This window comes from Streptomyces sp. NPDC007095 (assembly GCF_040634475.1).
Lineage (GTDB): Bacteria > Actinomycetota > Actinomycetes > Streptomycetales > Streptomycetaceae > Streptomyces.
This window is the reverse complement of the sequence record NZ_JBEYFS010000060.1, coordinates 43,874-55,537: the sequence shown is the minus strand read 5'-3', so window position 1 is coordinate 55,537 and position 11,664 is coordinate 43,874. Positions and strand designations below refer to the sequence as shown.

13 protein-coding genes and 1 pseudogene are annotated in these 11,664 nt (G+C 70.2%); 4 read left to right on the top strand and 10 right to left on the bottom strand.

Annotation, left to right across the window (positions count from 1 at the left end):
- Positions 1 to 72: 72 nt before the first annotated feature.
- The 6 genes from ABZ656_RS21840 to ABZ656_RS21815 all read right to left on the bottom strand — a co-directional run bounded on the left by ABZ656_RS21840 (position 73) and on the right by ABZ656_RS21815 (position 4,731).
- Complete coding sequence (locus ABZ656_RS21840; RefSeq protein ID WP_360269894.1) at positions 73 to 1,188, bottom strand: archease; 1,116 nt, start codon at positions 1,186 to 1,188, stop codon at positions 73 to 75.
- A gap of 78 nt (positions 1,189 to 1,266) precedes the next feature.
- Positions 1,267 to 1,728, bottom strand: a complete 462-nt coding sequence (locus ABZ656_RS21835) for a universal stress protein (RefSeq protein ID WP_101402933.1) — start codon at positions 1,726 to 1,728, stop codon at positions 1,267 to 1,269.
- A gap of 712 nt (positions 1,729 to 2,440) precedes the next feature.
- Positions 2,441 to 2,722: an SPW repeat protein gene (locus ABZ656_RS21830; protein ID WP_360269891.1), complete on the bottom strand. Its 282-nt coding sequence runs from the start codon at positions 2,720 to 2,722 to the stop codon at positions 2,441 to 2,443.
- A 3-nt stretch (positions 2,723 to 2,725) separates the two neighbouring features.
- The gene (locus ABZ656_RS21825; protein WP_360269890.1) at positions 2,726 to 2,875 is read right to left on the bottom strand and encodes a hypothetical protein; all 150 of its coding nucleotides are present in this window, start codon (positions 2,873 to 2,875) and stop codon (positions 2,726 to 2,728) included.
- Between the two features lie 939 nt (positions 2,876 to 3,814).
- The gene (locus ABZ656_RS21820) at positions 3,815 to 4,189 is read right to left on the bottom strand and encodes an Hsp20/alpha crystallin family protein (RefSeq protein WP_180362263.1); all 375 of its coding nucleotides are present in this window, start codon (positions 4,187 to 4,189) and stop codon (positions 3,815 to 3,817) included.
- Positions 4,190 to 4,434: 245 nt separating this feature from the next.
- Positions 4,435 to 4,731, bottom strand: coding sequence for a hypothetical protein (locus ABZ656_RS21815; RefSeq protein WP_101402934.1), 297 nt, complete (start codon positions 4,729 to 4,731; stop codon positions 4,435 to 4,437).
- 327 nt (positions 4,732 to 5,058) lie between these two features.
- On the opposite strand from ABZ656_RS21815, the gene ABZ656_RS21810 reads away from it, so the two are divergent.
- From ABZ656_RS21810 to ABZ656_RS21800, 3 genes are all read left to right on the top strand, one after another.
- Entirely contained in the window at positions 5,059 to 6,192 is a 1,134-nt protein-coding gene (locus ABZ656_RS21810; protein ID WP_360269887.1) for a site-2 protease family protein, read from the top strand.
- Between the two features lie 751 nt (positions 6,193 to 6,943).
- Complete coding sequence (locus tag ABZ656_RS21805) at positions 6,944 to 8,251, top strand: acyltransferase family protein (RefSeq protein ID WP_360269885.1); 1,308 nt, start codon at positions 6,944 to 6,946, stop codon at positions 8,249 to 8,251.
- On the top strand, positions 8,166 to 8,459 hold the full coding sequence (locus ABZ656_RS21800; RefSeq protein ID WP_360269883.1) for an Hsp20 family protein: 294 nt from the start codon (positions 8,166 to 8,168) through the stop codon (positions 8,457 to 8,459). Before ABZ656_RS21805 ends, ABZ656_RS21800 begins: the two co-directional genes overlap by 86 nt.
- A 132-nt stretch (positions 8,460 to 8,591) precedes the next feature.
- Here ABZ656_RS21800 and ABZ656_RS21795 read toward each other — a convergent pair.
- Positions 8,592 to 8,807 (bottom strand): annotated as a pseudogene (locus ABZ656_RS21795) (amino acid permease C-terminal domain-containing protein); the annotation flags it as partial.
- Here ABZ656_RS21795 and ABZ656_RS21790 point away from each other — a divergent pair.
- Complete coding sequence (locus ABZ656_RS21790) at positions 8,800 to 9,189, top strand: sigma factor-like helix-turn-helix DNA-binding protein (RefSeq protein WP_101402938.1); 390 nt, start codon at positions 8,800 to 8,802, stop codon at positions 9,187 to 9,189. The pseudogene ABZ656_RS21795 and the gene ABZ656_RS21790 sit on opposite strands and share 8 nt — an antisense overlap.
- A 116-nt stretch (positions 9,190 to 9,305) precedes the next feature.
- On the opposite strand, the gene ABZ656_RS21785 is transcribed toward ABZ656_RS21790, so the two are convergent.
- The 3 genes from ABZ656_RS21785 to ABZ656_RS21775 form a co-directional block, all read right to left on the bottom strand.
- Positions 9,306 to 10,187, bottom strand: a complete 882-nt coding sequence (locus ABZ656_RS21785) for a universal stress protein (protein WP_101402939.1) — start codon at positions 10,185 to 10,187, stop codon at positions 9,306 to 9,308.
- A 103-nt stretch (positions 10,188 to 10,290) separates the two neighbouring features.
- Positions 10,291 to 10,500, bottom strand: coding sequence for a hypothetical protein (locus tag ABZ656_RS21780; RefSeq protein ID WP_101402940.1), 210 nt, complete (start codon positions 10,498 to 10,500; stop codon positions 10,291 to 10,293).
- A gap of 11 nt (positions 10,501 to 10,511) precedes the next feature.
- Positions 10,512 to 11,294, bottom strand: coding sequence for a hypothetical protein (locus ABZ656_RS21775; RefSeq protein WP_101402941.1), 783 nt, complete (start codon positions 11,292 to 11,294; stop codon positions 10,512 to 10,514).
- Between the last annotated feature and the right edge of the window lie 370 nt (positions 11,295 to 11,664).

Here is an 11,664-nt window from a genome sequence, read left to right as displayed (position 1 = left end):
GCCAGGCATGGATCAACGACCCCGCCAAACGACGCCAAACCGAACAACAGATTTCATAGCATCACATTCGTTTCATTTGACTTGACAGGCACCGGTTCCAGGTGGTGCAGGTCCATGACCTCGTCCCAGCGTGCCGTTCCCACCGACAGCAGGGGCCCGTAACGGGCGTCCGCCCGGCCGCGTACGACCACTTCCGCTGCTGCGTCTTCTGCCTCCGGACCGGCACGGCGTGCCGGGGTCGGGAAGCGAGCCGTGTGCCGCGGTCGCGGGGTGCGCGCCGAAGACGGTGGGGTCGGCGAAGTCCATGACCCAGTCCCGGCAGATCTGGGCGAAGTGAGGGCCTGTCACCGCAGAGTCGAAGACGGGACGTACGTGCCGCCAGACAGCGACGGCGTCCTGTTGCGCCAGCGCCGAGCGATGGGGCCAGACAGCCGCGTGCTCGAAGGCCAGCAGCGGCTCCGCGATGCGCAGCCGGACGCGGTTCGGACGGAAGGCATCGGGCTCGCTGTACAGCAGACCGTTTGCCTGCAGCAGCGCGAGGCAGTGGGAGGCGTCGGTGAGCGGAGTGCCGAGACATTCGGCGATCTCGCCCTGTGTCGAGCAGCCCGAGGCGATGGCGGCGAGCGCGGAGTGGCACAGCGCACGGTCCCAGTGGTCGGTCTCCTCCTGTATCGGGTGATGTGCCTCCAGGAACAAGGGGATCCGGGGGTTGAGGACGGTTCGGCACACCCAGGCGTCGAAGTCGTCCGGCCCGCTGGGGCGTCGTCTCCGGGGTATCGGGGAAGGGACGGAGACGGCCTTGGGCACGGCCCCGATCTGCGTGGCCGCCGAGCTGCCGGTCATTGTGAAACGCAGGCGCACCCCGCCCGGCGCCGGCGTCACGGCGATGTCCACGGGAAGCTCGCCTACGGTGTCCATGCGGTAGCGGTAGATGACCTCCTCGAGTACGGCGGCGAGGAGCCGTCCGTCGTCCTCGGCGGACACCACGCACTCCCGGGTGGCGCCGGAGGCGCCCGCGGGCAGGTCGGCGAAGCTGCCGACCATGCCCCACCCCGCCTCGGCGATGCACTCCTCACGCGTCGGCGCCCATGCCTCGACGCACAGATCACCGGTGTGCGGAAGGCTCCGATGGCCGCGTGGCGATGGTCCGTGCTCCGCGTCGGTCACCATGCCCTCCGCCGGACGCATGATCCCGCGCTGTCGGTGAATCGAAGCGTCTCGCGGGGGACGGGCCACGGCGCCGACGTCGGTTCCTGGGGCGCGAGTTCATGTCTCGTGGTGGCGGGGGCCGCGCACGACGACGACGGGACACGGGGCGTGTTGGACGCAGTGCTGGCTTACCGAGCCGAGCAGTGCCTCGGCGAATCCGCCGTGTCCTCGGTTGCCCACGACCAGCAGGCGTGCCCCGGCGGCGGCATCCAGCAAGACGGCGGCTGGGTGCCCTTGGGCCGAGCGGGGACGGATCTCGACCGGGCGTTCCGGCCCGAGGACCTCGTCGATCACCCGGTCGAGGAGTTCGCGCGCCTGCTCGTGGTAGTCGGCCGACTTCGTGTCCGTGGGCGGTGCAAGGCCGTACCAGCTCGGCGGGAGCTCCCAGGCGAAGATCGCGTCGACCACACCACCCGTCAGCTCAGCCTGGTCGGCCGCCAACCGCAGTGCTGCCTTCGACGGCTCGGAGCCGTCGACGCCCACCACGATCCGCGGAGCGGGCGTTGCGTCGTTGCTCATTCGCCCACCTGCCTTGTCTCGAGTGGTTCTGCTTCCACTCTCCCGTGATCAGCAGCAGTCCGCCACCCCAGCCGACCGGGGCGTGCGCGCCATCGCCGGCCCTCTCCCATCGCCTGTCGCCGGAACGACGGCCCGACCTGCAATGCGGCCGCCGACAGGCCGCGTTCTGCCAGCACTCGCCGTCCTGGCCTCATCACAGGACATAACGGCCTCCGGGCCACCTCGCCCGTGGGCCACGTCCGGGGCCGCTGGGCAGCGTCGACCTTGCGGGCGCAGCCGTCCCGGACCTGTGCTTCACCGCTGCTGGTACGGGTACCGGGGCCGGCCCCTCGAGCTCGGCGAGAAAGGAATTCGAGCGGGCGGCGAGCCGGGCGAACGCTTCACGGTCTGGCTCCTCGTCGGCCCGGGCACCGGCCAACTGCACGGCCGCGCGGCACGGTTTGCCGAGCCGCCGGTCCACCTCGTCCTTCGACGGCAAGTGCGGCAGGGGCGGGGCGGTGGTGGTGCTGCCAGCAGTGGTCGATCGCCGTGTGAGCGTCGTTCCCAGGACACGGCCGTGCCAGCAGGCGCGCGGCGCGGCGTGCGTCGACAGGCCGAAGTCCATCAGTAGTGATCATCTCGGCGTGAGCGATGCCGCGGCAGCGGCTACCTGCGCGACGTCTGTTGGTGGGGCCGAGTGACTGACTCGGTCCCACCAACAGGCCATCGGGTGTCAGGTCCGACGCCTGGCCATCAGCCCAGGCACCCCGGTGGTGGCGGCGAAGCCGCCGACCAGGGCATTGCTGGCGATCACCGCGGCGGGGTGCGAACTCCTGGCACCGGACACCACCCAGGGGGCGACGATCGTCCACACCCCGATCCCGGTAGCCGCCCAGCACATCGCGTGCGTGCGTTCGAAGGCGGAGCCGAAACCACCGCCCATGAGAAACGCGTAGGCGAGACCGGCGATCAGGTTGGTGACGGCGAGTGTCGGCAGGGTGGCGTTGAAGCCCACAATTCATGCCGATGCCGCCAGGTACAGGCCGGCCAGCAGGCCGAGTCCGTCCATGATCTGCGCTGTCGGCGTCGTCGTCGCTCGGTCGGAGCTTACGCGCAGCGCAAGGATGTCCGGGTGTTCTTCGATGCCTGGGAATATATGTTCGGCCACGTCAGACACCTCCTGTGTCCGTTCCTAACCCACTGTGCTCATATCGCATCGGGTAGATGAAGGGGGAATCCCTTTCAGTGATCCCTTACCTGTTGCTTACTTTGTGAGCTGCATCGGGCGGTGACCCGCGATGAGGGAACCGTCTGGGGGTCGGGTAGGAGGATGGTGCCGTACCCGTCGTCGCCCAGGTGGGCGGGAGCGGTGGCGGGCCGGTGGACGGCGGCGCCAGTGAGCGGGCGCAGGTCGGGCAGGGTCGGCAACAGCAGCCGCTGGAACTGCTCAGAGCCAGCACGGACCTGTGCGAACAGGCGCGCGTTGTCGGTGGCGATGCCGGCCGCCCCGCGCCAGAGCGATGACGATGTCCTCGGCGGTGCTGTCGAAGGGCCGTCCGTCGCGGCGTTCGGACAGGTACAGGTCGCCATAGATCTCGCCGCGGACGCTGATGGCGACCCCAGCAGAGTACGCGTGCGCGGGGGCCGGGCGGGAAGCTGCCCGCGGCCGGGTGGGAGGGAGGGAATGTCGTCGACCCGCACCGGCCCGGGTGGAGGATCAGGTTGCCGAGCAGGCCGCGGCCACGGGGGAACTCCAGACAGGCCAACGGCCGCGCGTTCGCTCTCCGACAGGCCGACGGCTCTTTGAGCTCCCAGTTCCCGGCTGATGGCCAACACTGCGGTCAGCAGTTTCTTGAGCCGGTTCTGGGCACGGGCCAGTTCCTGGAGCCGTTTGCCGATCTGGTCCAGCTCGGCAATCAGCCGCAGCCGAAGATCGCCGGGAAGGCGTGGCTCTGGTCGCGGGAGCTGTTCGAACGGCTCCATCATGCCCCCTGGGCGCCGTCGGGCTGTCGCGGCCCGCCGACCGATGCGATGCGAGACCAACGATCCGACCGCACCGCCCGACCAGGCGGCTTACCCTGATTCCCTCACACGGTGGTCAGGTTGGTCAGGTCGTGATCTCGATGTGGCGGGGGTTGGTCGCCTGTGTCTTGGGGACGGTTACGGTAAGGATGCCGTCGGCCAGAGACGCGCTTACCTGCTCGGAATTGACCTCGGCGGGCAGCAGCGAACGGTACTCGAAGTGACCGCTGCGGCGCGTGGCGCGGCGCAGCACGCCCTCGCGTTCCTTCAGCTCTCCGGTGATGCACAGCTCGCGTTCGCTGACCTCGACGTCGATGTCCTCGCGCTTGAGGCCGGGCAGTTCGCACTCGACCACGTATGCGTCGTCGGTCTCGTACAGGTCGGCCAGTGGCGCCCAAGCCATGGTCTCGGTCCACCGGGGCGCGGCGGCTTCCAGGAACCGGTTCATCCTCTCGAACATTTCGCCGAAATCTGAGGCCGTGCGGTTCCCTCAGGGGAAGGCCCGCTCCAGCAGGCTGCCGTGCCGGTGCCGTACAGGCAACGTCATTGCATCCACCTCCCGGGGAGGGATCGGGATCGGGACTGTCTGCCTCTTCCCTCCTGCGCCGTGGCAGCCCGCCGGGCGACCGGGACGCCCGGCCTTGCCGTCCCAGGGCTCCCGACACCCCCGCGGCACCGCGGATCAGCACCGCGTGGCCGGGCCGTTCACTGCGCACGCTGCTCGTGAGGGCGTGCGGCAGCCGCCCGCCTGGGCGAGCTTCGGCACCGCGCGGACCGGGGATGGCCGAGCGCTGCGGCGGCGACCTCCACGACGGGATCGGCCGCGCCGAGTCGCCGCGCTCCGGGCCCATGGGCGTCGAGATCGAACGTGAACATGGAGTTGGTGAACAGCTCGCGCCGCCTGGCGTAGCCGATGGGCGATCGGTGCTCATCGAACGCGTAGGCGAGTTGGTGGGTGAGGGTGGACCGGGCGACTACGTGGCTGTCGACAGCACGGCCCACGGTCCGGCGTGAGCCGGCCCGTGCGGGAGAGCGGAGTCGGGGCCCGGCACACGAACTGCGAGCTGGGGCCGGATGGCCCTGGTGACGCCCGTTCGGCACTGTACCGGGGCCCGGATCGTGCTTTCCTGGGCGAGGACGGACGGAGCGAGGACGCGGCCGCGCGATGGAAGGATGTCGTTTCCGCCTCTTTCATGTGGGGGGCTTGTCTGCGGACTCGCACCACTCACACGGAGATCCCAGGACGTCGGGGTCGGAGCCTCGGCGTTTGACCGGGGAGCGGGCACCGCCGGTCTGTCCTGGGGCGAGTTCGAGCAGGGGAGAGACGCTGTGCGGGCGACCTTCACGCTGGGGCGGATCTCGGGGGTCCGGATCGGGGTCCACTGGAGCGTGCTGCTCATCTTCGGCATCATCGCGTTCGGCCTCGCGCAGGGCCGTCTCCCTCAGGTGTATCCGGGCCATTCCCCGGTGGAGTACTGGGTGGCGGGCCTTGGGGCTGCCGTGGTCTTCTTTGCCTCTCTGCTCGCCCACGAGTTGGCGCACGCCGTGGTGGCGCGGCGCAACGGGGTTGTCGTGGACGACATTGTGCTGTGGCTGCTGGGCGGGGTGGCCCGGCTGAAGTCGGAGGCGTCGAGCCCGGCGGCGGAACTGCGGACCGCAGGTGTCGGCCCACTGGTCAGCCTTGTGTTGGGCGGACTCTTCGTGCTGGGCGCCTGGCTGCTCGCGATGGTGTCCGCGCCCGAGCTCCTGGTCGAGGTGGTGGCCTGGCTTGGGGGCATCAACCTGCTGCTCGCCGTCTTCAACTCCCTTCCCGCCGCTCCGCTCGACGGCGGGCGGCTGTTGCGCGCCTTCCTGTGGTGGCGTACGGGAGACCGGCTGCGGGCGACCGCCGGGGCCACCATGGCGGGACGCGTCCTTGGCTGGCTGCTCATCGGGCTGGGGCTTGTGGCGTTCATGAGGGGCGGCGGGCTCGGCGGGCTCTGGCTGGCCCTGATCGGCTGGTTCCTCATCGCGGCCGCCACCGCTGAGGGACGCCAGGCGCAGCTGCGCGGTGTGCTTGCCGGTGTCCCGGTGCGTGACGCCATGACAAGGGATCCGCTCACGGTCCCCGCAGCCCTGACGGTCGCGGACCTGCTGGCCGACCCACTCTACCGGTACCGGCACTCGGCGTTCCCGGTGACCGGTGCGGACGGGGCACCGGTCGGGCTGGTGACCCTGGACGGCGCCAGGCAGGTGCCGCCCGAGAACAGCGGGGCGGTGACGGTGGGCGAGGTGATGGTGCCGCTGTCGCGGACCACCGTCGCGGGTACGGACGACTCACTGGCGGATCTGCTGCCCCGCATGGAGCCAGGCGCCGAGCACCGCGTCCTGGTGATGGATAAGGGCAGACTCGTCGGGATCCTGTCGCTGTCGGACATCAGCCGTACGGTGACCTGGCTGATGAACGCCGCCCCGAGGCCGTGAGAAGTTGATTGCGGAGATCCCGGTCAACGGCCTTTCGGCCGCGCGCGTTGGCGTCATTGGGGTCTCGGCTACGTCCAGGAAGGTGCCGGGCGCGAGATGCCCTGGCGCTGTTGCGGTGCCGGCCTGCGGTGCGGGCCCGCCTGTGCCTGGACGGACATCGGGGTGCGCGACCAGACCCGCGATCGTCAGGCCCGCCGACAAACGACAGCTGCTGGCCCGCGGTTCCAGGCAACCGGCCTTGTCACTTCGTGGGGCCGGGTCAGCCCTGGGCCTCGACGTGGTGGGGTTTGACTGCCTGGACCTTGAGGATGGTTACCGTCGGGGAGGGAGGCGCTGACCCCCTTGGCCTTCGCTGCGGCGGGTAGCAGCGTCAGGTGTTCGAAACGCCCGGCGCGGCGTGCAGATCACTGAACGCGGTGGCGAACGGCCAGGCTGGCCAGAGGATGTCTGCTCCGACAAACTGCAGGGTCGGGCGCTGCCAGGGCGAGGGCCTCGCCGACCGGTGTTGCACCGGAGAGCGTCATAGCGGCTCAGCTCCACCGCGGTCGTGTGCTGCGGTCACTTCCAGTCCGGACCCGCCCGGGCATGCCCGGCGCCCCCGGCACCAACTCCACCTGCTGCCGACGGCTGCTGGCGGTCCGTCGCCCCGTCGGCACACCTCTACAGGCGGTGAGGCGGTGATTGGGGAGATGCGGGAACGAGTGATGCCGGACATGGAATGGTGCCAGGGCGGTCTGTCGTAGGAGCGAGGGTGGAACGGAACCGGTGCGCGGACTTGCTGCGCGTGGGTGCCATCGGCGCGGTGGCGCTGGGTCACTGGCTGCTGACCAGCGTCACCTACCAGGGCGGGCATCTGTCCGGGCACAACGCTCTTGTATACGTTGGCTGGGGCCGCTGGCTGACGCTGCTGTTGCAGGTGATGCCGGTGTTCTTCGTGGTCGGCGGGTACGCCAACGCGCTCTCCTGGACGGCCCACCACCAGCGGGGCCAGACCTGGACGGACTGGGTGCGCGGCCGGACACTGCGGCTGCTGTGGCCGACCACGGTGTACGTCGTGGTGGCCGTGCTCGCCGTCACCACGGCTCGGATCGCGGGCGCGGACGCGGCGGGCCTGGCGCGGGCTGGCTGGCTGGCCGCCCTGCATCTGTGGTTCCTTCCCGTCTACCTGCTGCTGATCGCGCTGACCCCGCTGTTGCTCGCCGCGCACCGGCGGTGGGGCCCGATGGTGCCGGCGGTGATGGCTGTGGGGGCCGCCGCGGTGGATGCCGCGGTGCTCGGCCGGCACCTTCCACTGCTGGGCTTCGGGAACTACCTGCTGGTGTGGGGGACGATGCACCAATGGGGTTTCGCCTGGCAGGACGGCACGCTGACCCGTCCCCGTCGGCGCTGCCGCGTGTTGGCCGCCACCGGCACCGTGCTGCTTGCCGCGCTTCTGACCTGGGGGCCCTTCCCGGTTGACATGATCGGGGTCGGCATGCGGGTGGGGAACACCACGCCGCCGTCGATCGCCCTGCTGGCGTTCGCCGCCGCCCAGACCGGGCTGTTGCTCGCGGCTGAGCCTGCCCTGGCTCGCCTGCTCGCCCGTCCTTCCTGGTGGCGGCTGGTCTCCCGGCTCAACCGCACCGTCATGACGGTATACCTGTGGCACATGGTGCCGGTGATCATCGTGGCCGTCGCCTTCTACTTCTACCCCACCGGATTGATGCCTCAGCCGACGATCGGGTCGGCGCAGTGGTGGGCCCTGCGGGCGGCCTGGATCGGCCTCCTCGCGGTCGTACTTGTGCCGCTCACCGTGATCGTGATGTGGATGCAGCGGCCGCTTCTCCTCCTGCCTTCGGGGCCGGGAGTGGCCGGGTGGTGGTCACCGGCGCTCCTGCCGTGCGGCCTCGCTGCTGCCGGGTCGGCGCTCGCCAGGCTCGCCATCGGCGGATTCGCCCCGGGCGGGCACCTGCCTGCGGTGGTGCTGGCGGTCTATGCGGGCGGCCTCCTCGCGGCCTTGTTCTCCGTCCGTCCACCGTCCCAGGACACCGCCGTCGGTTTCCGCTCGGCACCGGAGTGACGAACACCGGGCTGGGACAGCGGCTGGAAATGCGGATCGCGGCATCGGCCGAGGGTTCGCGCTGCGTCCTCGGCCTGGAGTTGCGGGCGCTGCTGCCGACGTCAAGGCCGAAGAGATCAAAGCGACCCTCGCCGACGGGATACTCACCGTGACCGTCCCCACGGCCCAGGCCGCCAAGCCACGGCACATCGAGATCACTGGAGTCTGACGGGGCGCCGCGGCACGAGCCGACATGTGCAGCAGGGCGGGCAGTGTGATCGCTGTCCGCCCCCGCTTCACGTGCGATACCTCGCGTTTCCTGCCCTGGTCGCCCCCTCTTCGGCGACCGGGCGGTGCTCCCCTACCGCCGGGCCAACTCCGAGTGTCGACAGGAGTATCCGAAGTACACACCGAGCCCGATCACGACCCACACAGCAAAACGCACCCACGTCTGCCAGTGCAGGGAGGTGATGAGCCAGAGCGAGAAGACGACCCCGACCGCCAGCACCACGGGCATCCCGGGCGTGCGGAAGGTGCGCGGCAACTCCGGCTTCCGGTAACGCAACACGATGACCGAGACCGGCTTCCCCAGCCAGAAGGTGACCCGGCTGCGCGACGTGGGCCGGCAGGCGATCAGCCTCGACACCCCGCGGTGGGCGGAGGGCGATGCCGTCGTCGGTGACGTGATGGTGGACACCGAGGTGCTGCAGGCGCCGGAGGTCGCGGAGTGCCGCGCCTTCGCCGAGCAACTCCACGCGACGATGGGCAGGTTGCCGCCGCAGGAGGCGCTGGTCCTCACCCTGCGGTACGGCTTCCACAACGGCCGGCCGCGGACGGTGAAGCAGACCGCCGACCAGGTAGGGCTGGCGCCCGCGCGGGTGCGCCAACTCGAGAAGCAGGCCCTGGCGCAGCTGCGTGCCCCGGAGCACCGCACGCCGCTGGCCGAATGGGCAGCCTGACAGCGATGTGGCGGATGCCGGACGTCCGAGGGGCCGTGTTGAGAACGCTCCGCCGGGCCATGGCTGTCGTTGGGCGTTCCAGTGCGGGGGTCTCTCTCAGTCCGGTGATCTGCGGGCTACTGATCGTGCGCGTGCGGGACGGTGATGACCGGACAGCGTGCGTAGTGCAGGACGCCCTGACTGACGGAGCCCAGCAGCATGCCGGTGAAGCCGCCGTGACCGCGTGTGCCCACGACCAGGCCGAGGGCGTGTTCGGACGCCTTGGCAAGGACCTGTACCGGGTGGCCCTGCACGACCTCATGGTGCAGCTCCACCTCCGGATGGGCGGCGGTACGCCCGGCAACGGTCTCCGACAGCAGCCGGCGGCAATCCTGGGCGGCCGCGTCCTCGTCCAGGACTCCGAGCCGTGGAGGGTGCCACACGTACAAGGCCCGCAGGATCGCGCCGCGCAGGGCTGTCTCCTCGAAGGCGAAGTCGACGGCGGCCGCGGAGTGAGGGCTGCCGTCGACTCCGACCACGAAGTACGGCGGCTGCTGGGTGATGTGCTCCGACTCCGGTACGACCACCACGGGGCAGGGCGCGTGAGCGATGAGCGGCAGGGTGACGGCGGCGGAGGTGAACAGCTCTTGGAGAGCACTCAGATGCCAGGAACCGAGCACGACCTCGGTGGCGTTCTGCGCCTGCTCACGCAGCACCCACGCCGGATGCCCCTCCGCCAGCAGCCCGGACACCGGTACCTGCGGATGGCGGGACTCGACGAAGGCCACTGCCTCCTTCAGTACGCGTTCCCCCGAGGCGTGCAGCGCCTTGTTCCACTCCTCCCACGACGGCAGCCCGCCCGCCGGTCGGTATCCAGGCGTCGGTACGTTCTGTGCGAGGACCAGCAGCAGTGGCAGGTGCCGCCGGTCCGCCTCGTCGGCTGCCCAGGCGAGCGCCGTGCGTTTGCCGGGATCGGGGTCGATGCCAGCCACGATCGGTGTTCCTTCTGTACGTGTCATAGCCGACTCCCAGTGGCCTCTTCGGCCGGCGCGTCCCCGGTGTCGGCCCGTGCCGGTGTCGGCCACCACGGCCGACTCCGTCTTCTCCGGCGCTGTGGTGCGTCTACAGGCCCAGGGAGAGCAGGAGTTCGTGGGCGAGTCGTGCGCCGCGTGCCGCTTCCTCGGGCGGAGTGTCCTGTGACGGGATGCTCTCCAGGCCATGGGCGAGTGCCCGGACGGCCTCGCTCAGGGTCGCGACCTGTTCTTCCAGCCGGCTCAACCGGGCTTCCGGCCCGGGCGCGGCATCGGGTTGCGGGGACTGGTTCTGCGTCATGTCGTGCTCCCTTACGAGGCGGTGACGGGCCGGGCCGTCACTCGGCAGGGGCGATCAGGCCCTGGCACATCTGCCGCGATGCCCAGGTGGGCCGTGCGATTGTTCTTCAACTGGACCCTCCTCGTGCCGGTAAGTTCGCGGCCGCTCTCTTTGCTGTGCGGCTCGGGCGTGCCCGTCCGGCTGATCATCCGCGCGTGGTCGGGCTGGAACACGGACTCGACCGGACCGCCGAGCAGCGTCCGGACCTCGGTCAGGCCCTCTCCGGTGATCCTGCTCACCCGCAGCTCCGAGCCGTCCCAAGGCATCTGCGCTTCCGGCCACTGCAGCCAGGCGAGCCACGCCCCGTCGGGCGATGGCCGGGGTGTGGACAGGTGCTCCGCGGTGGTGAGCAGGGTGCGCACGGTGAGGCTGCCGTCGAGCAGCACCGCCACCAGCGACCTTTCGACGCCTGCTCCATGACGGTGTGGTTCCCGGACGCACCAGGGCGTCTCCCCGTCCGGCCCTCGTACGAGGGCCGAGCGGCGGTCGGCGCTCTCCTTGCCCGCCTCCGCGTTCCCGGTGAGCGGTAGCGGCTCCTCTCCCGGTTCGTGCAGGAACAGCCGGTGGCTGTCGTCAACGGCTGCCACGGCTGCCACGGCTGTGCTGCCGCTCGCCGGGAGCCAGGGGTCGGCGCCGTCCCGGAACCCGATGGCATCGAGATCGGCGACCAGTATGTTCGCTGCCTCGGCTCCGCGCCCGCCTCTCATCACGCTGGAGCGTCCGCCCTGTGTGGGGTGGACCTCCTGCCACCACACCGCCCCGCTGTCCTTAGCCGCGACGGTACGCAGACGGGGAACCCGTGCGACAACCTGGGCGGTCAGCGAAGACCGCCACGTTCCGAAAGGAGCCTGATCAGCCATAGGCAAGCACCATCGCTCGGTTGCTCCCGGCAGCGTGTGCCCTGCCGGTCATCGCTCATAGCCAGTAAACAACGATCGACCGGTGCCCGCAGCGGACAGGGGCTTTGGGGCGTATCGCCGGGTCTGCCCGGCGGTGTGACCGGAGGACGGCGCTGCCCTGACCGCTTAGCGTGGGATCATGCGCGAGGGCTTGGTCACTCTCTTCCTCTGCGGTGACGTGATGCAGGGCCGGGGCGTCGATCAGCGAAGTTTTTCTCGCCGCAGC